Origin of the sequence: Bacillus sp. ISL-57, assembly GCF_018613135.1 — a bacterium.
GTDB lineage: Bacteria > Bacillota > Bacilli > Bacillales > DSM-1321 > Peribacillus > Peribacillus frigoritolerans.
In genome coordinates this window covers 18,323-38,056 of sequence record NZ_JAGGQV010000034.1, presented here as the reverse complement: position 1 = coordinate 38,056, position 19,734 = coordinate 18,323, and the positions used below count along the sequence as shown (strand labels likewise).

The following is a 19,734-nucleotide window of genomic DNA, read 5'->3' as shown; positions in this document are numbered from 1 at the left end:
TCTATTGCAAAGAAAAAATCACATTGGCCATAAATCCCATCTGCTTTAAGCATTTTATGAGCTTGATCTTGTAAAGCTAGATTTTCAGTTACATCATCATCATTATACTGATTAGATTTGGCTCGTATGTCACTTTCTTTATAAAACTCTTCTCTTTCAGCTGTAATTGTACACATACTTAATATTTCCACTTTATCAACGGTAATTACAGCTCTGCCTAATTGATCATGAGCTTTACGGTAATTGATAACTTGAAAATCCACTCTAGAACGTAATGGCTCACATAGAAAACTCAATAAACGTTTTTTTGCTTTACTCCATTTTGGACTATATAACAATTTACACCCCCAAATATTTTGCCCTTTATTTCCATAAGAAAAGGCTATCTTAAATACAGCTCCGATCTTCAGCTAACGCACCTGTTAGTTCATTAAGGTATTACTACTTATTCCAATCCTTAACTAACATACCGTAAACAATATGGTCAACATAATGGTCATACAACCATTCTGCTTGTCTGATACAACCTTCATTAACAAAACCTAATCTTTCAGGAATCCCTCTACTTTTCTTATTCTTCAAAGCAACCCTAATTTCAACTTTATCTAGTTTCAATTCTTTAAATGCATAATCAGTCAATGCCTTAGCTACTCTTGTCATAATTCCATTTCCTTGATATTCTTCTCCGAGCCAATAACCAATATATGCAGTTTTATTTGACCAATTTATTTGGTTATAACCTGCTACACCAACAATTTGTCCCTTATACATAATAAGTGTATTGACACTCTTGTTTTCAGCAAAACCTTTTAAACAAATATTAATGAACCCTTTTGTATCTTCAAGTTTTGTTGTAATATCCAGCCAAGGAAGCCATTCTCGTAGATATTCTCTGGATTGATTGGTTATTTCGAAAACTCTTTCTGCATCCTTTAATTCTAACAGTTTCAATGATAACTCCTCATCAATCTTATGTAAGAACATATTCATCCCCCTGATTTTTCTATTGGTTTATTTTGTATATTAACATATATGATTAATAGATAAATCACTTGTTTATTATGGAGCTAACCTGCCCCTTTAGTTCCAAAAGAAAAGAGCTGCCTTAAAGACAGCTCTAATCTTCAGCTAACGCACCCGTTAGTTTAAGTACAATATTTCACAACATCTTATTTTTTCTGATTTGTTCAGAAACCTAACTCCAGCAAATACTCAATATTATAAAAAATTATTATGCCTAACATTAGAAGAATAAGTGTAGTAACATATTGTTTTGAGTTCTTAAGGTACTTCCACTCCAGAATAGATTGAAATCCTAATATTAGAACAAAATAGAGTATCCAATACCACTTTATAACATTGGTATCCTTTGTAATAACAAACGGTAAAGTACATAAAAAGATAACTAAGATAATGCCTCTTACCCATCGGTCAACATTCTTTCCAGAAGTTTCCGAAATCTTTTTCTTTTCAACACCAACTAATTTATTTATTATTTTTTCTAAGAAGAGTATTAAAATTAAAAGCATAATAAACAACAAAAATCCCACAACAAATCCCCCGTTTTTATCTTTATTATACTATTAAATTTCCATTTACTGTTGAAGTAACCGGCCCCGTTAGTTGCATAAGAAAAAGAGCTGCTAAAGCAACTCCCTTATTGAAGTAAAGCACCGTTAGTTCAATAAAAAAACGGCATCTTGTTGAAGGAAAATTGTTAATTTTTATTTTTGTTTAATAAATTTAAAGTAAAAATTAAGTTAACAATACCTAATACCACAAGGGTTCTTGAAACAATTCTGGCAACATTTAAATTATCTATAAAACTCAACGAAAATACCCCAATTAGAATAATGATACCTAAAAAAATGCTTAAACTTATATTCATTTCAATCTCCCCCTCAACTAAATTTACCATACACCGCCTTAATTAAAGGATAATTCTTGTTCAACTACACTGCCCCTATAGTTGCATAAAGAAAAAGCTGCCTTAAAGACAGCTCTGATCCTAAGCTAACGAACCGTTAGTTCATTAACTTTTCATACGATAAAATTACAATTCCACATATTACGGATAATCCCAAAAAGGATAATACATAAAAATGAGGAGGCGTACCTCCCCCAAACACTACCTCGTTTTGAAGGGTTTCTACTTTATCCCATGCACTCTCAATATCTGGTTTATAGTTTTTTGTTTTTATATAACCGACTAACATCATAACGACTAAATAGATTACATGAATTGAAATTGAACCTATAATTGCTTGAAGAACCACCTTCATATTAACTCTCCTTTTTTACTCATTTTACCATATTTAACGACATGTGTTCTTGAACTAACCTGCCCCGTTAGTTCCGTAAGAAAAGGGTTGCCGTGTCATTATTGGAAAAGCACCTGTTAGTTGAAGAAATCATATCCTTGCTTAGTTTTTCAAATGTACGACATTGTCGCTTCTTTCTACCTGAAAATTTAAATCATCCTTAATATTAAGCATATTACCAGCATCTTTATAATTCTCAGATTCAAAAGATATACCATATCCATTATTCTCAGGATAACCATATAAATAGCAGACCACTTTTCCATCTTTCAAAAATACAATTTGATTCATTCCTTCATTTACAGTTTCGCTAATAGTATCCCATTTATAACCTACCGTTTCATATATATCATCTTTCGGGGTATATGGTCCAAATGAATATACTATATCCCAGTCAAACGGAGTTACATCTAATAAATTTATTGTTTCAACGGAATGTCCAATTGATAACACTTCTTCTTTTAATAACTCTTCGTTTACATCCCATAAATCCTTCTTTAATAGATTTATAAAGATAGCTATACATATTATACCAAAAGAAATAATCACTACTGTCTTCTAGATTTCATATCTATCCTCCACCTTGAACAGCAACCTTCCTACCGAAATTAGCGACTTCATTATAACAATGATTTCCAATATAGGTGTGAAATTCTTAATGAACTATCCTGCCCCGTTAGTTCATTAAAGAAAAAGCTGCCTTAAAGACAGCTCCTAAAGCACCTAAAATTAATCATATGGATTTATTATGTCTAAAACCTGTTTTTTGGTCCCGAAAGCCCATAGGTCAAAGCTAATGCAAAAGTAAAAAAAGAGAAAGCAATAAAAAATGGGCCATTTGATAAAACGCTGATAACTCTTATACCAAATTGCTTTGCCTTGGTTCCCAAAATCAAAGCCACTAAAAATCCAATATCAAAATCCACCTAAATGAAAAAGAGAATAATCTCTGTAAAAACATCCTAAAGACACCCTATCCATCCAGCAAAAGGCTACCAAATGGCAGCCTTGGATATAACTAACGCACCTATAGTAAAATCTTTATCCCACTGGACATTTTATACTTGGAATAATAAAAATAAAAAGCCCTTCTACACGAGAGGGGCTTTTTTGTTATTAATATTCACTTACAGAATAGCTTTTGTATGTTAACTTGTTGTTTTCAAAAATCACATAAAAGTCTGTGTCATTAGTGTCACTGTAACGGCTCCAAGTATAATCTTTTTGGGTAATGCCGCCATAGGTATATGTTGAATCTAATTTCATATATTCACCTGTGATAGATACCGTTTGATTATAAGTCATTCCTTTTTTTACATTCGTATATTCACTGTATGTTATGCCATTTTTAATCGGAGTAAAGAAATATCCTTTAGCTGTTTTTGTATACTTGACCCACTTTGTTCCTACTTTATCATAATCTACAAATGTTACTGTGGCATATGAAAAGTTTTTATTTGTTGCATATGGAGTTAACGTTACAGCTTTAGTTGTTTTTGCATTAATTGTATTACCTTTATAATCTTGGACCTTATAGGTAGTACCTACTAAGGCGCTCTTATAGAAAGTTGAACCGATCGGCTTTGTTACTGTTGCAGCTTCTCCTTTATTTGCTCCAACTCCTGCCAGTAATCCTAGAGCTAATACTCCTACGGTTAATGCCTTTGCTAGTTTTTTCATCATAATTTTTCCCCCAACCCGTTAGTTTTATGAATTTATATGTACATTTGTAGTATTCCTATTATTATTATAATCTACAGATTGCTCAACAATCAATGCTGCAATAATTATGAGGTGGTAAACTTTGCTTATTTCTCCAATGCTATTGCACAGAGCACCCCTACGAGGATGGAGGGGATTTTTTGTATGGCAAAAAAGGGGCAAACGTTTCAAGCGTTCCAAAATGACCTTCAAAAGCCGTTTCCTGTACGATAGGAAACGGCTTTTTTTACTTATTATATGGCTTCTTTTTATTTTTTACTTCCCCGAGACCAGATGACCACTGGAATCAATAATAAAGATAATAACCCTCCGATAAATGATAATGCTGTATAACTTGAGCCGGCCACAATCATTCCAGATAAGGCTCCGCCAGAGGCTCCTGATAATGCAATTAAAACATCCACCGTACCTTGGGTTTTAGCCCGATTTGAAGTGTCGGTTGAATCAACAATAAGAGCCGTCCCACTTATTAAACCGAAATTCCATCCTAATCCAAGTAAAGAAAGGGCAATAACTAAGAGAATCATAGAATCGCCTGGTGCAATCGCCGATATTAAACCGGCCAGAAGCAGCGTAGCTCCAGAGGCAATAGCCATGGCAGTACGGCCAAACTTATCAACAAGGACACCTGTGACCAGTGAAGGAAGATACATGGCAGCTATATGAAATCCTATAACGAGACCTATTTCTCCCAGATCATGTCCATGATGTCTCATATGAACTGGCGTCATGGTCATAATGGCCACCATTACAATTTGAGTAAGAACCATAATTGCCGCACCAACAATGATTCCTCTTTTGTTTACCATTTGTTCAGTATCAGCCGAATATCCTAATCGATTACTTTCTTGTTTGGACGCTTCTATTGTTCTTGCTATAACTAATGGGTCTGGGCGAAGCAAAACGAAAAGTACAAGACCTGCCAAGATAAATGCTGCCGCTGATAAAATGAAAGGGCCAGCGAGTGAAGGAACTCCAATAGAAAGAGCAAAATCCCCCATTACATTCACTAAATTCGGACCGGCAACTGCACCAAATGTTGTAAACACCATGGTAATACTGATGGCAGTGGCTCGCTGTTTATTGTTTGCCAAGTCCGTACCAGCGTATCGAGCTTGTAAATTTGTCGCTGTTCCTGCACCATAGATGAGCAGGGAAGCAAATAAAAGGAAAACGCTATTTATGATGGCTGCCATTATGACACCTATCGCTCCAAGCCCACCTATCAAAAACCCAGCTGTTAGACCTGTACGGCGACCGTAACGTTGAGAAAGTCTCCCTACGATTAAAGCAGCCCCGGCTGATCCTAAAGTAAATAAACCCGATGGGACTCCAGCAAATGCATCTGTGCCAAGCATTTGTTGTGCAAGAAGTGCCCCCACCGTAACTCCAGCCGCTAACCCGGCACCGCCAAAAATTTGTGAAATGCTTATAATAATTAATGTACGTTTGTATAACATCTTTTGTTTTTCCTGAGAATCTACATAACTCTGGTTCATTTGATATGTTTTACTGGACATTTGTTAAGACCTCATTCATCATTCTGTAATTTCCCCCCACCATGTACACCTTCCTCTTGTTGATTTTATAATATTTTTATAACCTTTACTTTTTTAGTTTAAAAACTATAAAATCAGCACATCTGAAATCTTCTTCAAATGAAGGATATTTTTCTAACATCTCTTTTGATGGCTTAGGTTCTATTATGCTTTCTAAAATAAAACCTGTTTTGATTAAAGTGTTTATGTAACTTGTTAATGTTCTATGAAAGAATAGCATTTTTTCTTTATCACCTAAACGTTGTTCATACACCCCTTCATAAAAATACTTATCTACGTTCCAATGCAGTTTTTTACCGCCCTTTGTTTTTTCCCAACCACTTTCTGGAGTAACAAAACAAGGATGTAAAATCGAAAATATAAAACAGCCTCCATCTACTAATAGACGATACATTTCCTGAAATGCTTTTTCGTAATCTGCTAGATCTTGAATGACCATATTGGATACTATTAAATCAAAACTTTTGTCCTCTAAAGAATTCAAGTCCTCACAATTAGCCTGCCTATAATCAACCAACAAATCATTCGGGGTTTTTTCTTTAGCAATTTCTATCATCCGTGATGAATAATCCACAGCCGTTACAGTCGCTTCGGACCTCGCTAACATTCGACTTAAATACCCTTCGCCACACCCGGCATCTAAAACGTTTTTATTCCTTACCGTTTCCATAAGTGATAATAAAGTTGGATTTAAAAAAACTTCTTTATGAAGATCTCCTTGCTCGGTATGATTTGCAGAATATGTATCCGCGAAACGATCCCACCTTTTAATCGCTTCTTCTGTACCAATATTCTGATTCATGTTGACTCCTCCCTGTTCTTTTGCTTTGAATTCATTCCCCTGCCCTGATAGTTGCATTAATAAAAAGCTGCCTTAAAGACAGCTCCGACCTTTTGTTAATGCATGACTACCACATCTGTTCGTCCTTGTTACTTAGCTTATATATAAAAGGCATCAAAATAATCACTAAAGCATACGCAGCTATTTCAAAAGCTAAGACATAACCTTTAGGTACTCCATATGATATGAACGGTACAATTAATAAAGATATAAATATAAAAAGGCTTAATAGCATTCTTGTTTTCTTGGAAACGTATTGGGATGAATCACAGGATGAACATCTTAACTTCTTTTTAAAGGTAAACATTTTAAAAAAGGCCTCTATCCAACCCCATTTATAGCCACATTGCTGACAGGTTGGCATATGCAACAAACTCCTTTCAATTAAATCAATATTACAAATTATATCATTTATTCCTAAACTATCCTGACTAGTTTGTTGTATAAAGAAAAAACTGCCTTAAAGACAGCTCCGATCTTTTGCTAACACACCCGTTAGTAAGTACAATCCTTCACAAAATAACTTTGGAATAGGAAAAAGAGGTGCCGCTGTTACCTGCATTGTTCAACTCAGCTCCATATCGTTCAATAGTTTTATTACGTTTTTCTTCCTAATATATCCGCAAATACCCCGATTACAGCCGATTATGCTTGATTAAATGACCTGACTGGCATGTAAGCCCCAAATGATAACGCTTCCCTTCACTATCTCGGCCTTTTCCTTGTGAATGTCCTCTCTTCCCTTGAATCTAAATCTGAGCATGTTACGATAACAAGGTTAAAAAATACGAACGGAATTACGAACAATGAACTTTTAGGAGGGCATAATGTTGAGGGATAAAATTGTTGCATTTTTAGGAGCCGGTTCGATGGCAGAGTCGATGATTTCAGGAATTGTGCAGATTGGGAGCATACCGGCAGAGAGAATTTATGTGACAAATCGCAGCAATCAATTACGACTCGAGGAAATGAATCACGTGTATGGAGTTCATGCGGTCCATCAGGATGCATTGCCATATGAAGAAGTCGATTTCTTCATTTTGGCAATGAAGCCCCAGGGAGCTGCAGCTGCTCTTGATGCACTCAAAGATAAAATAAGAGTGGAGCAAGTTGTGATTTCTGTTTTAGCGGGCATTTCCACTGAATTCATGGAAAATCACCTACAGCTTGGACAGCAGGTTGTGCGGTTGATGCCGAATACGTCGAGCATGATCCGGGAGTCGGCAACTGCCTTATGTCCGGGAAGACATACAGCGATGGACAATGTGCTAGCAGTGAAAGAACTGTTAGGCTGTATGGGAAAAGTGTTCTTAATTGAAGAAGAGCATATGGATATTTTTACAGGAATTGCAGGAAGCGGACCTGCTTACTTCTATTATTTAATGGAGCATATGGAACACGCTGGCGTTAAAAAGGGTATGGATGAAGCGATGGTCCGTGAGATTGTCGCCCAAACGATTTTAGGCGCAGCCAAGATGATTATGGTGAACGACGAGACACCGGCAAGTCTCAGAGAGAAAGTCACTTCACCAAATGGAACGACGGCATCCGGACTTGATGCGTTACGGAAAAATAATGGCGGCAGAGCCATTTCACAGGCGATTCATCATGCAGCGAAACGTTCGAAAGAACTGAATGATGAGATGGCAGTAGCGTACGGGAAATCGACTAATCCCCCGAGAGTACTGGGGAACTTCAGTACCATAAAAGGACGGTGTCTAAGTTAATCATCTCCCGAAAAGATGTGGTTATCAAATAACAATCCTATCAAATAGTTAAGAAAAAAATATAAACGTAAGAAAAACGGAGGACAACATGAAGAGAATCCTTAAGATTGCTAGCGCTTTTATCGGAATTCTGATCGGAGCAGGGTTCGCCTCAGGACAAGAAACCATGCTTTATTTTGTAAGCTTCGGGAACTTGGGCACAATTGGAGCTATCATTTCAGTCGCTATTTTTGCCTACCTTGGAATGATTCTGATGAAGCTTGGCAGTCGTACACAAACAGATTCGCATCAGGAAGTAATTTATAAGATTTGTGGTCGCTTTCTCGGCTGTATCATTGATTATGTTCTGAACGCCATCCTATTTGGTATAGGAATTGTCATGATTGCGGGATCAGGCTCGATCTTTGATCAGCAATTCGGATTACCTTCCTTTATAGGAACCATTCTCATGACTGTTCTTGTTATGATAACAGTTATGCTGAAAGTTGATCGTGTGATTAAGGTAATTGCATCCGTCACACCATTTCTGATTCTTGTCGTACTTATTCTATTCATTTATAGTATGTTTACAATGAATTCATCGTTTACGTCACTTGAACCACATGCGCTGGAACAAAATTCGGCTGCGGGACATTGGCTTATATCTGCAATAAACTATATTTCAATAACCATTGCAATGGGGACTTCCATGACACTTGTCATGGGTGGAAATGAACCTGATGAAAGGATATCATCCATTGGAGGGCTTACAGGAGGGATCGCTTTAGGTCTACTCCTTATAATTAGTCACCTCACTATTTTCTCAAATATTAATACTGTATCGGGCTTGGATATGCCAATGCTGGGAATCGCCAACAGTGTTTCACCTCTCTTAGGTATTCTGTACTCTCTCGTTCTATTCGCCATGATTTTCAATACGGCAGTCAGCATGTTCTACTCATTTGGAACACGCTTTTCAGATCCACAGACCACAAAATTTAAAGTAATCGTTATTTCATCACTGTTGATAGGATTTATAGCAAGCTTCTTTGGCTTCACTAAACTTGTTTCCTCGCTCTATCCAATCTTTGGCTATATGGGAATTGTTCTTATTATCGTTCTCATCATTACTCCATTCCGAATGAGTCGATTAACGAAAGAAAATTAAATTGAGGATTGTTTAACCAAACCTTTCTACTCTTGTGTAGAAAGGTTTTTTTGAGGTAATTCTTGTATTACCTCTCTTGTTTTATCAATATATAATTCTTCCTTATTCGCGAGGTATGATAACCTCTGATAAAAACATTTTTTAAATTAAAATTGTTTGTCGCTGTTTTGATGGCATCGTGCTAACCAATCATCCCATAAATCCGATTCTTTAAAAAAGATCACTTTACCTTCTTACAAAGTCTTTCTTCATATTTTCCGCCTACCAATTTGATGATTCTTATTAAACTAACCTGCCCCGATAGTTCCATAAGAAAAAGCTGCCTTAAAGACAGCTCAGATCTTCAGCTAACGCACCCGTTAGTTCAACAAGATAAGTGTTCATTCGTAATTCTAAGGTGACTTTTAAGTTCCTTAAACGGAGTAGTATAGGAGTCTTCATATTTCATAATATGTTTCTTTAACTTAGACCAATTCCTTTCGAGGAATGGATGTATCTGCGTGGTATCAGCAAGACTATACAGTTCAATTAAGAAATAAAGGGTTTCCCATACCAAAAAGTCATCGTCTAACTTAAATAGCAATTCAATGACATTTGGAATGTAGTTAAACGCTTCTCCAGGGGACATCTCCTTAGTAATTGATTCAAAAGAATTACTAAAATACCACTCGTCATCATCTAATTTGTCTTCCCATTCCAGATATATGTCCAATAACCTTTTATCCGTTTTAATCACGTCCCAAAGTCCAATTTAGCTATACATATTTTATCATTTCTTCTGCAACTAAACTGCCCCATTAGTTCCATAAGAAGAAGCTGCCTTAAAGACAGCTCCGTGGATAAGGGTTATTGATTTTTCTTTGCATACATTCTTGCCATTGTCGAAGGTGAAAATTTAATTCTATATTTCCCTTCAAGTTCTTTCTTTATTTTTTCCGTTAAAGTTAATCCTTGTTTATTGTGTTCTTCTTCAAGTTCAATCCCATTAGGAAGCAATTTATCTTCATCCCAATCAATCCATTCACCATACCTATTTACCCATTCAATCAATTCATTTGTTAACGTATTTGAAATCGGACCTAATTCCAAATTACAACCACATTGATTGCACCATATAGGGTCCGCCCCAACATCCCCTTCAACTTTCAACTCATATGTTTCTTTTCGTTCACAAAAACATTCCATATTATTTTCTGACTCCTCTACTACACGCTTTTTTATTATATTTTACATGACTTTTGTTAAAGTAACCTATCCTATTAGTTCAATAAGAAAAGCGATTCTTATTAAAGAATCGCTGAGTTTGTAGATAACTATCATCCGAAAAATTGAGGGAACCTCAGGCCTTTTCCCTTATCCCTTTTCGATCATGTAAAATTTCTTGAATGATTTCAATATGAACAAAAGACCATGATCTTTCATGAAAGTGAAGAAACACACTTATGGAAAGAATGGAAATATATATTATACTAAAGACGACCCAAAGCAAACTCCCATCTTTAAAAAGGAAATCTTGCAATTGATTTGAAAACAGAAGAAAAAGCCAAGGCCCAGAGGATATTATAATAGGAATGATCCCCGATCCGTTTTTCTCTTTTATCATACAATAATAAACTTTTTTTAACGTATCGCTATCAATCGAACTATAAAAATTTTGAATTTGTTCCACTTCAATCAGTTTCTTCATCCCTTTGAAAGATCGGTCTTTGTTTGAAGCTTTTTTTAATTGAAGATAAATTTTATGAGCATCTCCCCGTAATGAAAACATATATCTATCTTTCCCCCCTCCAAAAAACTCCTTACTAAAAGGTTTTGTAATAATCCGCATTTTTATGTAGTCTTTGTCTTTTACAGTATCTACTTAAGGGGATGACAAACGAATCAAAAAAAAGCCAGCTCGTATATATAAACCTAAAAAGACCATAATCATCGATGATTATGGCCTTTAGGTAATGAAAAGAGAGGGAATCACCTCTCTTTCTTAAACCGTTTTATTTAGTTTCAGATTCATTTTTACCCGTATCTTCAGCTAATTGTTCAAATGAATGGACCTTACCATGTGGATTCTGCGATTGTTTACGATCTTTCCATTGGCGTTCTTGCTGTCGCTTAGATTGAGTCATCTAAATAAGCTCCTTTATATAAAGTTAAGTAAAAAGTTTGAACCACGATAAGCGTACTCGAGCAGGCATCAATGCATGCCTTTCCACTCACCTTGATTTTTAGATGCTTTTTCTTTTTTTGCTTTATTTTTATGTGCTTGATTAGCATTTGCACTGCCGAATTCTTTAGAGAATTCAGAATCAATTTTGCTTGAATCAAACCCTTGTTTGTTTTTTTGATCTGCACCATTTTTCTTTGTTCGTTTTGCCATGTATACCCCTCCTTCTTATCTTTAGTATGAGATCTGAAAGAAGAAATATACTCCGAATAAAACCTGCAGTAGCATGAATCCGTCATGTAGTTCGGGTAAATAATAAAGTGAATAATGAGTTCGGATTCGTATTTAACCGTTCGTGCAGTACCATCCAAAATTATTGAATCTGAGGGTTAAATAATTTGGGGCTTATAGGTGATTTTTTAATCTCTTTTCCATCATCAGCTCTGCCATTTGTTTCGAATTTGGATTTCCTTCATTTTGTATTTATGAATGATGTACCTTTCTAAATAAGTTATATGATTGTTTTGGTCATTATAAAGTCCGTTTGTTCTTCATCACCCATATAAAAAGAGTGGGCTCCAGTTTGAACAAACCCAATTTTCTTATAAAAACCAATGGCATTTTCATTTTTTTCCCATACGCCCAGCCAGATTTTCTTTTTATTACGTTCCATCGCCATGTCCATTGCTTTATTTTGCAGATACTTACCAAGCCCATGTTTTTGAAACTTGTTCTTTATATAAATCCGCTCGACTTCAAGTGAATCATCACCCATTTCTTCAGTTTGAGCATCATTGGTATTGACCTTTAAATATCCAGCGACTTCATTATTAAAATAAACAAAAAAGAATTGCGAAGAAATATTGGATAATTCTTTTTCTAATTGGTTTAAGTTAAATGCCCTTTCCAAATAGGCATTCATATTTTCTGGTGAATTCTGATGCTTAAATGTCTCATTAAATGTTTCATAACTAATTTCTTGAAGAATGCGTGAATCGTCTAGGGTACACTTTTTAATATTTGTAGTCATTTAAATATGCCGCTCCTTTATAATAATCAATAATTTCTCTTGTTTCCCTTTTTTACATATTCCCAGTCTTTTTCTACATTTTTTCTTACTCTTTGAAGAAGATCGGAAATGGTTTCTACTTCTTTTTCCGAAAATCCCTCTAATGCAACGGTATTGGAATAATCATTTTCTCTTTTTATAAAAGGATAAACATTTTTTCCTTTCCCCGTTGGAAAGAGCTTTTTAATTTTTTTGTTGTGTTTATCTTCTTTCTTTTCAATAAATCCATTGATTTCAAGTTTTTTTATAGCACGAGCTGCTGTTGTTCGATCTACTTTTATCATCTCAGCTAACTTTTCCTGAATGATTCCTGGATTTTCACATATTCGCACAAGGTACAAATACTGCCCTTTTGTAAGGTCATGTTCTTTAAATTCGATATTGCTTATGGAATCTAATGCCCTTGCTATCATTCCAATTTCACGAAGAATTTCCTTCATAATGAACTCCTTAGCACATATTTTTGTTGCAAATGCAATAAAAATGACCTATATTAAATTTAATGTATTTTTGTTGCGTTTGCAACAAAAAACAAAGGGGGCGGTATAGTGAAATATGTTTTTTATGTATTAGGAATTTTAATATTAACCCTTGGTATTTCTTTCACTATACAATCAGATCTTGGGACTTCACCTTTTGATGCACTTTTGGTGGGACTATCCATAAATGCGGGGCTTACTGTGGGAAGTTGGGAAATCATAATAGCTTTGATCTTGATATGTTTTAATTCATTTTTAAAAAGGCAAAGACCAGAAGTTTTGGGGTTGTTAACAGCATTCATAACGGGTATCGGAATTGATATGTGGCTTTTTTTATTGCACAATTTGATAACACCTGAACTATGGTACAGCAAAGTTATTTGTTTTGGAATCGGCTTGGTTGTTATAGGATTAGGAACGGCAACATATTTACACACAAATTTTGCACCGATTCCAGTTGACCGATTAACATTAATCATACAAGAATTAACGAAAACAAATATATTATTTTCGAGAACAGCCATTTACCTCGCATTCTTGATAATGGCAATGATTTCAAAGGGACCAATTGGCGTTGGAACTTTATTAACCGTTTGTTTAGGGGGGCTAATACTCAATTACTTTATGCCATTTACTGAAAAAGTATTAAACCGCATATTAACACATCCTAGTACATCACCGAATTATGATAAAGATAAAAAACATTCAATATAGAATGATTTTTATCTTTATTGTTCATAACCTGCCCCGTAGGTTGCAGTTCCATAAGAAAGAAAAAAGCTGTCTTAAAGACAGCTAGAGTTTGTAGACAAATGGGTCTCTTTCTAAAAGGTAAAACAAAGTTGATTGGAGCGTAAGGTACGAGACTCCTGCGGGAAAACGTGTCCAGGGGAGACCCCGCAGGCGCAAGGCGCCGAGGAGGCTTCCCGGACCGACCGCGGAAAGCGAGTGCCTGGAGTGGAAATCACGTTCAAATTGTACAAGCCATAAAAATAGACAAACTCGATTTTCATCGAGTTTGTCTACAGTCTGAAGCTGTCTTAAAGACAGCTATCCTCATCTAACGCACAGTCAAAGCATTACGGGCAGATACTATTCCTTTACATCATTACCCCGTTTATCAATATACAGTGAGCCATCCTTTTGTAACTCTACATAGAATACATCTTTCATATTTACTTTAAAATTTATCAATTGGTTTTTTAACCACTCTTTGGAAATACCTGATTCTTTTAGATTTTTTTCTACCACTTTTCCATCTACTACAAGTTCCATTGGGATATACATTGGTTTTACAGTTAATACATTTTGGTCCTTTTTTGTAACAGGCTGATTTTCTGGCTTTAACATGATACTCAATTTTCCATTCGGTTCAAATGTTGCATTAGCAACATCTTGAACAGAAAAGACATTTTGTTCTCTTAATAACATACTTAAATCGTCCATATTCAAGCGTGATTTTTTAAGTTCTTCTTCAAAAATTTTACCTTCTTTAATCACTATTATAGGTTCACCATCGATGATAACCCTTACTTTTGAGGACTTTAATCCTAAATAGCCTACCAGGAATGTTAAAAATGACCACCAGACCAAACTCGTTAAACCATTAAAGAAAGGGGTTTCTGATTCTCCTCCTATATCAGCAGCAATAGAACCAATTGTTATACCTGTTATATAATTGAAGAAGGTTAATTGGCTCAACTGTTTTCTCCCCAATAAACGAGTTAATATTAATAAAACAATAATAGAAGCAGTAGCACGTAGAATCATTTCAAAAAAGTCAATTTCAGGCACCTGCTTTCCCTCACCTTCAATAAAATTTTCGGCTTTTAGTTTTTAATTTTTAATATGAATGTCCTATCTCACATTAATTCATTAAGGCTTATGTAGAGTTGACACGATCTGTGAAGGACAACAACCCGAATCCAATAAGGAATACGGGCAGAATCATTAAGAACAGAACTATCTATTTTTTACGATTCATTGCCGTCACCTTTTTTCATGTTAAAAGTCTTGATTCCACGTGATGTAGGAGGCAGCGGCCTTTGATTATTGCCTTCCCTTTTTATATTATGAGTGGAGCTTATAAATTTGGGTCTGTCTTTAAACGCCCATATTGGTCTCCTGAAGAATGTATCTCCTAGTCCTTCCGGGTTAAGTGGAGCAAGTGGTGACATATAAGGAACTCCGAATGAACGTAGGCTACATAAATGAACTATGACGACAAAAAGGATTAGAATCACACCATATAAACCCATTATGCCTGCGCAAATGATAAATACGAAACGCAGCAAGCGAGCCGATATTGTAATGGCATAGGAAGGGGTCGCAAAACTTGCAATGGCGGTGATCGATACGATGATGACCATTGCCGGCGATACAATGCCAGCCTCAACGGCAGTCTGCCCAATTACAAGAGCACCAACAATGGACATAGTTGAACCAATGGCTTTGGGCATCCGTATGCTTGCCTCTCGTAAGAGTTCGAATATAACTTCCATGATGAATGTTTCGATAACTGCCGGAAAAGGGACCGTTTCCCGTTGTGCTGCAATAATGACGAGCAACTTTGTCGGAATTATTTCCTGATGAAACGTTGTAGCTGCCACATAAAGAGACGGGGTAATTAGCGCTATTAAAAAAATTAAAATACGTAAAACACGTATAGATGAGGCTATATCAAAGCGGGCAAAGTAGTCCTCGATAGATTGAAAGAACTGAATAAATAACGCAGGCACCAGCAAGACAAAAGGTGTTCCGTTTACAAAAATGGCTACTCTTCCCTCAAGGAGATTGCCAGCGACCTTATCAGGTCTTTCTGTATAATCAATAGTGGGGAATGGGGTCATGACCTGGTCTTCTATCAATTGTTCTATATATCCGGATTCAAGAATGCTATCAATATTTATTCCTTTTAAGCGCTTTTTAACCTCCTCGACGATTCCTTCTTTGACAATTCCATTTATATACATGATGGAAACATCCGTCTTTGTCACCGTCCCAATTTTCATCGACTCTATCCATAAATCCGGACTTTTAATGATGCGGCGTACCAAGGCTATATTTATTGCATTCGATTCCGTAAATGCTTCTCTTGATCCGCGGACCACTGAATTTGTGCTAGGTTCCTGAACGGAACGCCTTTCCCCCCCTTTTGTACTTGCAACCAATGCCATGTTTATTCCGTCAACAAAAATGATGCTATCCCCTGATAATAATGACAAAAATAACTTTTCCCATTCTGTGATGGTTTCTACACCGCCAAGTGAAACCACATCCTCAGAGATCACCTCCAGCACTTCATGTGGAAGCAGCTTTTCTTTTAATTGAGGATTTTCCATGATGGATTCAATCAAAAAGTCTGTAACGCTTTGACTGTCTATCAGACCCTGTACATACAAAATAATCACTTTAATCTCAGGATTTTGACTCGTCTTCAACGTTCGGAAAATGATATCTGGGCTATTTCCCGTTTTTTCTTTCACGATATCCAGATTGGCCTTTATATAGCTGTCAATATATTGGGGTATTTTACTTTTAGATTGACCTTTTTCGTCCGTCTCTTGCTTATCAGGTTTTTCCCTTTGTCCTTTTTGTTTGAAAAAAGAAACCATAGCACCGACCCTCGTTCTTTCCTTTTTCGTTAATTTGTCCAAATTGTTCTTTAGGATAATTTAAAGAAAGTATAACCACACGTGGTAAATGAAATTTTCATCAATACGATAGCTCCATAAAAATCATTTAGTATTCTTAATGTATTTTTTGATTTTTTGTAGGGACAGCTCTCTACGTTATATTTTTTAATAATATGCTCCTACAATTGATGCTTATACAAGAATCAAACTTATAATAAACTGCGCTTGTTGTACTTAGCTGCAAGAAACTACAGATGTCAGCCGGATCTCCATTAGAAAAAGCTGCCTTTTAGACAGCTCCACCTTCAGCTAACGGCCCCGTTAGTTTAGTACTATTCTTCACAAACTACCAGTGGTTCATTAAGCTGAAATAACATTCTGTTGACGAAATTGTTGTATGGTCAACGTTTTTGGTTCTCTTTATTAGATAGGTATTCCGCTACATCTTTTGGAACTTTAAAATACAAATCCAGTATCTTGGTTCTAAGTTCGATATAAGGGCTATCTTTATATGTAATAATTGCAGCGAATTGTTTAAGTCCCTTTTCATCTGTATTTGGCTCTCCAAGTTTGACTGTATCTTCTTGGTACATCTTATAAATATACTCCTTAGTTGAAGTTGAAGGAGTATCTACAATACGCCATTTATTAATTTCAAGTGTATTAACAAATTCATTAACTTCATCTTGATTGTCTATAACGCTTAAAACCAATTCTGGATTTTCTTCTGACGATACTTCTATCTTTTGGGATTTATCAAGTCCAGGGTCTTCTTTCAGATCTTTTGTTTCATTGCTACACCCGAATATAAATACAGAAACAAATATAAGTAACATACAAACTTTTTTCATCATTGCCTTTCCCCCCTCAAAGAATCAAAACCATACTCACTAAATCAAGAAAATTTTTACTCTCTCAATATATTTGAAATTCATTATCGGAATTGATGATTATTTTATTGTTATTTTTTAATGTAATATCAACAGGAAATATGGCAGATGTTTTATCGGAAAATATCCACCTTCTACCAGGTTGGGCTAATATAATAAATACCCCATTCCTTCTTTCACCCATGAAATTAAGGGATTTTTTACTTATGGTATGATTATCACGCTCGTACACACCAATTTCCTTTAATTTTTCGCTCACACTTATAGTGTCTTCAACAATTAAACCTATTTCACTTATGTTTAAAATGCTTTTAACCGAAAAAGGCTCCATACTATCTTCAGCAATTCCATATCTTGAAATAAATTCTACTATATTACCAGAAGGATCATAGAAATAAAGAGCATGGGCAGGTAAATGTGCAAAATCAGCTTCATCTTCCCCATCTTCTACAAGTAAACTCACTCTTTCTTTTGCCCATGATTTTGCCTCATTAAATTTGTTAGCCGGTATGTTAAAAGCAAAGTGATAATAGGGGTCACCTTTTACTTCTTTTGTTGTAAACTCCATTTCACCTGTACCAATACCCATTCGGAAGCTATTCTTATCTTCATTAATTAAAGAAAAACCTAACGTTCCAATATAGAAATTTTTCATTTGCATTAAATCTTTAGTCTGTAAAACAATCGAGCTAATTTCCATTGATAATAACACCTTCCCTGTATATCTAATTATTGAGTAAGTCATTTATAAAACGTACTGACATTCTGATTAAATCATAATTATCATTCCGAGTAAATTTATTCTATTATTGCCTATATATACCAACTTAACTGATTGTTGCTTTTGTAATCTCACTTATTGATTGTTTGCAGGCACTGCCCCTTTAGCTGAATACGAAAAGCATTTCTTATTAAGGAATTGCTGAGACTGTAAACAAATTTGAAGAAATCGAGTTTGCCTCACGTTTTTTTATGGACTTTACAATTTGCAGCGGATTTCCGCTACAGACTCGCTTTTCCCGCAGGAGTTTCGCACCTTTCTCTCCAATCAACTTTGTTATAGCATTTATATAGAATTCCATACCCGATGAGTTGAAGGTGTTAGTTTGGGGACTTCATTTAAAATCAATTAGTACTCTTGAACCTTTTTGTAAATAATAAGAGTGTTAAACATAAATTGAGGAGGAATTGTATGCAGCAGAATCAACCATCTAAAGGGAACTCGGGTTCCATCATGAAACCGGAATTTGCCGGAACTGATGCACAAAAAGTAAAACAACAAATTCAAAAAGATGTAAGCGAAGGACAGGGTGCAATGACTTCCCGAGAGGCAGGAGCAATGCGCGATTAAAAAAGCGCCCGTCAACAATCGGGCGCAACAACATAGAACGGGGTTATGCTTGTTTAAGCTTTTAAAATTAAATAACTTTGTGAGAAATTAGGATTTTCCTTCAAAATGCCAGTCGTGGTCGGTGTATTCTATAATAAATCATAGTCTAACCTTAACCTCGGTACCGTCCTTAGCTCTGACATCAACTAGCACGATTCCTTTATAATTTTTCAGTTCCTTGACGATAGGCTTTAGCATATTTTTGTCTATTAACGGAAAGGTGAAGTCCAGTTTTTTTCTTTCAAAGTGCTCTTTTGTCCATTTGTTTACATTTTGCTGAAGAAATTTTGAAGATAAAATGGAAATAACAATATTTAAAATGGCATATGGAACTGGGATGGTAAACCGTACGTCTTTTGCTTTCACTTTTACATGCATCATAAACAACTCACTAATCAATGATGACTGAAACGGTATCCCCGTTTGCCGATTTAATATCAACAATTTGGCCATCTAATTCGTTTTCGATTGCCTCCATGATAAGGCTCATGTCTACATCTTTAACGTATTTTTCCGATTGAGGAATACTCGCTGCGATGCTGTGTCCAGCCATTAATACTACCTTGACCAGTTTTATAGGCAAGTTGACCGTGACGTTATCATTTTCGGCTGATACAACACGAATTTTTAATGTTTTATCTAAATATTTTGTCGGTTTTTCCAAAGGCTTTTTACCTGTTTCTTCTTTTTCTTTTAAGACTTGAATCAACTCTGATCCCTTATCTGCATCAATCTTTCCTTCTTGAACCATTGTTAACACTCTTGTAATTTCCTCTTTCATGATAAATTCCTC

General features: G+C 35.6%; 27 protein-coding genes. 4 read left to right on the top strand and 23 right to left on the bottom strand.

Going from position 1 to position 19,734, the window contains the following annotated elements; genetic code table 11:
- The 11 genes from J7I90_RS25875 to J7I90_RS28210 all read right to left on the bottom strand — a co-directional run.
- Positions 1–338: SF0329 family protein (locus J7I90_RS25875; protein WP_483861568.1), on the bottom strand; the 338-nt coding region annotated here is incomplete at its 3' end.
- 103 nt (positions 339–441) lie between these two features.
- Entirely contained in the window at positions 442–984 is a 543-nt protein-coding gene (locus J7I90_RS25870; RefSeq protein WP_214774616.1) for a GNAT family N-acetyltransferase, read from the bottom strand.
- A gap of 203 nt (positions 985–1,187) precedes the next feature.
- Complete coding sequence (locus J7I90_RS25865) at positions 1,188–1,550, bottom strand: DUF4181 domain-containing protein (protein ID WP_311381021.1); 363 nt, start codon at positions 1,548–1,550, stop codon at positions 1,188–1,190.
- 167 nt (positions 1,551–1,717) lie between these two features.
- Positions 1,718–1,888 carry a hypothetical protein gene (locus J7I90_RS25860; RefSeq protein WP_214774614.1) on the bottom strand — a complete coding sequence of 57 codons (171 nt, stop codon included), beginning with the start codon at positions 1,886–1,888 and terminating at the stop codon, positions 1,718–1,720.
- Positions 1,889–2,024: 136 nt separating this feature from the next.
- A complete protein-coding gene (locus tag J7I90_RS25855) occupies positions 2,025–2,282 on the bottom strand; it encodes a hypothetical protein (protein WP_214774612.1) in 258 nt (85 codons plus the stop codon).
- 141 nt (positions 2,283–2,423) lie between these two features.
- Complete coding sequence (locus J7I90_RS25850; RefSeq protein WP_214774610.1) at positions 2,424–2,870, bottom strand: hypothetical protein; 447 nt, start codon at positions 2,868–2,870, stop codon at positions 2,424–2,426.
- Positions 2,871–3,073: 203 nt separating this feature from the next.
- Entirely contained in the window at positions 3,074–3,247 is a 174-nt protein-coding gene (locus tag J7I90_RS25845) for a hypothetical protein (protein WP_214774609.1), read from the bottom strand.
- A 190-nt stretch (positions 3,248–3,437) separates the two neighbouring features.
- Entirely contained in the window at positions 3,438–4,004 is a 567-nt protein-coding gene (locus J7I90_RS25840) for a hypothetical protein (protein WP_214774607.1), read from the bottom strand.
- 287 nt (positions 4,005–4,291) lie between these two features.
- Positions 4,292–5,563 carry an MFS transporter gene (locus J7I90_RS25835; RefSeq protein WP_214774605.1) on the bottom strand — a complete coding sequence of 424 codons (1,272 nt, stop codon included), beginning with the start codon at positions 5,561–5,563 and terminating at the stop codon, positions 4,292–4,294.
- Positions 5,564–5,648: 85 nt separating this feature from the next.
- Positions 5,649–6,404 carry a class I SAM-dependent methyltransferase gene (locus J7I90_RS25830; protein ID WP_214774604.1) on the bottom strand — a complete coding sequence of 252 codons (756 nt, stop codon included), beginning with the start codon at positions 6,402–6,404 and terminating at the stop codon, positions 5,649–5,651.
- A 106-nt stretch (positions 6,405–6,510) separates the two neighbouring features.
- Complete coding sequence (locus tag J7I90_RS28210; protein WP_214774603.1) at positions 6,511–6,807, bottom strand: TIGR04104 family putative zinc finger protein; 297 nt, start codon at positions 6,805–6,807, stop codon at positions 6,511–6,513.
- A 463-nt stretch (positions 6,808–7,270) separates the two neighbouring features.
- On the opposite strand from J7I90_RS28210, the gene proC reads away from it, so the two are divergent.
- Positions 7,271–8,170: a pyrroline-5-carboxylate reductase gene (proC, locus tag J7I90_RS25820; protein WP_214774602.1), complete on the top strand. Its 900-nt coding sequence runs from the start codon at positions 7,271–7,273 to the stop codon at positions 8,168–8,170.
- Between the two features lie 88 nt (positions 8,171–8,258).
- Positions 8,259–9,317 carry a YkvI family membrane protein gene (locus J7I90_RS25815; protein WP_214774601.1) on the top strand — a complete coding sequence of 353 codons (1,059 nt, stop codon included), beginning with the start codon at positions 8,259–8,261 and terminating at the stop codon, positions 9,315–9,317.
- 846 nt (positions 9,318–10,163) lie between these two features.
- Here the strand turns inward: J7I90_RS25815 and J7I90_RS25810 are convergent.
- The 6 genes from J7I90_RS25810 to J7I90_RS25790 all read right to left on the bottom strand — a co-directional run bounded on the left by J7I90_RS25810 (position 10,164) and on the right by J7I90_RS25790 (position 12,987).
- Entirely contained in the window at positions 10,164–10,502 is a 339-nt protein-coding gene (locus J7I90_RS25810; protein WP_214774600.1) for a hypothetical protein, read from the bottom strand.
- Between the two features lie 154 nt (positions 10,503–10,656).
- Positions 10,657–11,085: a hypothetical protein gene (locus J7I90_RS25805; RefSeq protein WP_214774598.1), complete on the bottom strand. Its 429-nt coding sequence runs from the start codon at positions 11,083–11,085 to the stop codon at positions 10,657–10,659.
- A gap of 223 nt (positions 11,086–11,308) precedes the next feature.
- On the bottom strand, positions 11,309–11,440 hold the full coding sequence (locus tag J7I90_RS27600) for a DUF6254 family protein (protein WP_221408402.1): 132 nt from the start codon (positions 11,438–11,440) through the stop codon (positions 11,309–11,311).
- A 68-nt stretch (positions 11,441–11,508) separates the two neighbouring features.
- A complete protein-coding gene (locus J7I90_RS25800; protein ID WP_214774597.1) occupies positions 11,509–11,691 on the bottom strand; it encodes a hypothetical protein in 183 nt (60 codons plus the stop codon).
- Positions 11,692–11,989: 298 nt separating this feature from the next.
- Positions 11,990–12,508, bottom strand: coding sequence for a spermidine/spermine N(1)-acetyltransferase (paiA, locus tag J7I90_RS25795; protein WP_214774595.1), 519 nt, complete (start codon positions 12,506–12,508; stop codon positions 11,990–11,992).
- 26 nt (positions 12,509–12,534) lie between these two features.
- Entirely contained in the window at positions 12,535–12,987 is a 453-nt protein-coding gene (locus J7I90_RS25790) for a MarR family winged helix-turn-helix transcriptional regulator (protein WP_214774593.1), read from the bottom strand.
- A gap of 108 nt (positions 12,988–13,095) precedes the next feature.
- Between J7I90_RS25790 and J7I90_RS25785 the strand changes: the two genes are divergently transcribed.
- A complete protein-coding gene (locus tag J7I90_RS25785) occupies positions 13,096–13,740 on the top strand; it encodes a YczE/YyaS/YitT family protein (protein ID WP_214774591.1) in 645 nt (214 codons plus the stop codon).
- Positions 13,741–14,118: 378 nt separating this feature from the next.
- Here J7I90_RS25785 and J7I90_RS25780 read toward each other — a convergent pair whose 3' ends face one another.
- From J7I90_RS25780 to J7I90_RS25765, 4 genes are all read right to left on the bottom strand, one after another.
- Positions 14,119–14,820: a DUF421 domain-containing protein gene (locus J7I90_RS25780; protein WP_311381020.1), complete on the bottom strand. Its 702-nt coding sequence runs from the start codon at positions 14,818–14,820 to the stop codon at positions 14,119–14,121.
- A gap of 179 nt (positions 14,821–14,999) precedes the next feature.
- The gene (locus J7I90_RS25775; RefSeq protein ID WP_214774618.1) at positions 15,000–16,640 is read right to left on the bottom strand and encodes a spore germination protein; all 1,641 of its coding nucleotides are present in this window, start codon (positions 16,638–16,640) and stop codon (positions 15,000–15,002) included.
- 422 nt (positions 16,641–17,062) lie between these two features.
- Positions 17,063–17,515 (bottom strand): hypothetical protein, encoded by a 453-nt coding sequence (locus tag J7I90_RS25770; RefSeq protein ID WP_214774589.1) that lies wholly within the window; start codon positions 17,513–17,515, stop codon positions 17,063–17,065.
- Between the two features lie 61 nt (positions 17,516–17,576).
- Positions 17,577–18,251 carry a VOC family protein gene (locus J7I90_RS25765; RefSeq protein WP_214774587.1) on the bottom strand — a complete coding sequence of 225 codons (675 nt, stop codon included), beginning with the start codon at positions 18,249–18,251 and terminating at the stop codon, positions 17,577–17,579.
- 492 nt (positions 18,252–18,743) lie between these two features.
- On the opposite strand from J7I90_RS25765, the gene J7I90_RS25760 reads away from it, so the two are divergent.
- On the top strand, positions 18,744–18,902 hold the full coding sequence (locus tag J7I90_RS25760; RefSeq protein ID WP_214774585.1) for a hypothetical protein: 159 nt from the start codon (positions 18,744–18,746) through the stop codon (positions 18,900–18,902).
- A gap of 138 nt (positions 18,903–19,040) precedes the next feature.
- Here J7I90_RS25760 and J7I90_RS25755 read toward each other — a convergent pair whose 3' ends face one another.
- On the bottom strand, positions 19,041–19,322 hold the full coding sequence (locus tag J7I90_RS25755) for a hypothetical protein (protein ID WP_063594882.1): 282 nt from the start codon (positions 19,320–19,322) through the stop codon (positions 19,041–19,043).
- A gap of 10 nt (positions 19,323–19,332) precedes the next feature.
- Positions 19,333–19,722: an SHOCT-like domain-containing protein gene (locus tag J7I90_RS25750; RefSeq protein ID WP_214774582.1), complete on the bottom strand. Its 390-nt coding sequence runs from the start codon at positions 19,720–19,722 to the stop codon at positions 19,333–19,335.
- Between the last annotated feature and the right edge of the window lie 12 nt (positions 19,723–19,734).

Coding starts and splice junctions, on each gene's coding strand:
- paiA (WP_214774595.1), bottom strand. CDS start 12,508: ATGACTACAAATATTAAAAAGTGTACCCTAGACGATTCACGCATTCTT.
- J7I90_RS25770 (WP_214774589.1), bottom strand. CDS start 17,515: ATGATGAAAAAAGTTTGTATGTTACTTATATTTGTTTCTGTATTTATA.
- J7I90_RS25805 (WP_214774598.1), bottom strand. CDS start 11,085: ATGTTTTCATTACGGGGAGATGCTCATAAAATTTATCTTCAATTAAAA.
- proC (WP_214774602.1), top strand. CDS start 7,271: ATGTTGAGGGATAAAATTGTTGCATTTTTAGGAGCCGGTTCGATGGCA.
- J7I90_RS27600 (WP_221408402.1), bottom strand. CDS start 11,440: ATGACTCAATCTAAGCGACAGCAAGAACGCCAATGGAAAGATCGTAAA.
- J7I90_RS25830 (WP_214774604.1), bottom strand. CDS start 6,404: ATGAATCAGAATATTGGTACAGAAGAAGCGATTAAAAGGTGGGATCGT.
- J7I90_RS25800 (WP_214774597.1), bottom strand. CDS start 11,691: ATGGCAAAACGAACAAAGAAAAATGGTGCAGATCAAAAAAACAAACAA.
- J7I90_RS25790 (WP_214774593.1), bottom strand. CDS start 12,987: ATGAAGGAAATTCTTCGTGAAATTGGAATGATAGCAAGGGCATTAGAT.
- J7I90_RS25810 (WP_214774600.1), bottom strand. CDS start 10,502: ATGGAATGTTTTTGTGAACGAAAAGAAACATATGAGTTGAAAGTTGAA.
- J7I90_RS25835 (WP_214774605.1), bottom strand. CDS start 5,563: ATGTCCAGTAAAACATATCAAATGAACCAGAGTTATGTAGATTCTCAG.
- J7I90_RS25750 (WP_214774582.1), bottom strand. CDS start 19,722: ATGAAAGAGGAAATTACAAGAGTGTTAACAATGGTTCAAGAAGGAAAG.
- J7I90_RS25860 (WP_214774614.1), bottom strand. CDS start 1,888: ATGAATATAAGTTTAAGCATTTTTTTAGGTATCATTATTCTAATTGGG.
- J7I90_RS25870 (WP_214774616.1), bottom strand. CDS start 984: ATGTTCTTACATAAGATTGATGAGGAGTTATCATTGAAACTGTTAGAA.
- J7I90_RS25855 (WP_214774612.1), bottom strand. CDS start 2,282: ATGAAGGTGGTTCTTCAAGCAATTATAGGTTCAATTTCAATTCATGTA.
- J7I90_RS28210 (WP_214774603.1), bottom strand. CDS start 6,807: ATGCCAACCTGTCAGCAATGTGGCTATAAATGGGGTTGGATAGAGGCC.
- J7I90_RS25840 (WP_214774607.1), bottom strand. CDS start 4,004: ATGATGAAAAAACTAGCAAAGGCATTAACCGTAGGAGTATTAGCTCTA.
- J7I90_RS25815 (WP_214774601.1), top strand. CDS start 8,259: ATGAAGAGAATCCTTAAGATTGCTAGCGCTTTTATCGGAATTCTGATC.
- J7I90_RS25775 (WP_214774618.1), bottom strand. CDS start 16,640: ATGGTTTCTTTTTTCAAACAAAAAGGACAAAGGGAAAAACCTGATAAG.
- J7I90_RS25765 (WP_214774587.1), bottom strand. CDS start 18,251: ATGGAAATTAGCTCGATTGTTTTACAGACTAAAGATTTAATGCAAATG.
- J7I90_RS25755 (WP_063594882.1), bottom strand. CDS start 19,322: ATGATGCATGTAAAAGTGAAAGCAAAAGACGTACGGTTTACCATCCCA.
- J7I90_RS25760 (WP_214774585.1), top strand. CDS start 18,744: ATGCAGCAGAATCAACCATCTAAAGGGAACTCGGGTTCCATCATGAAA.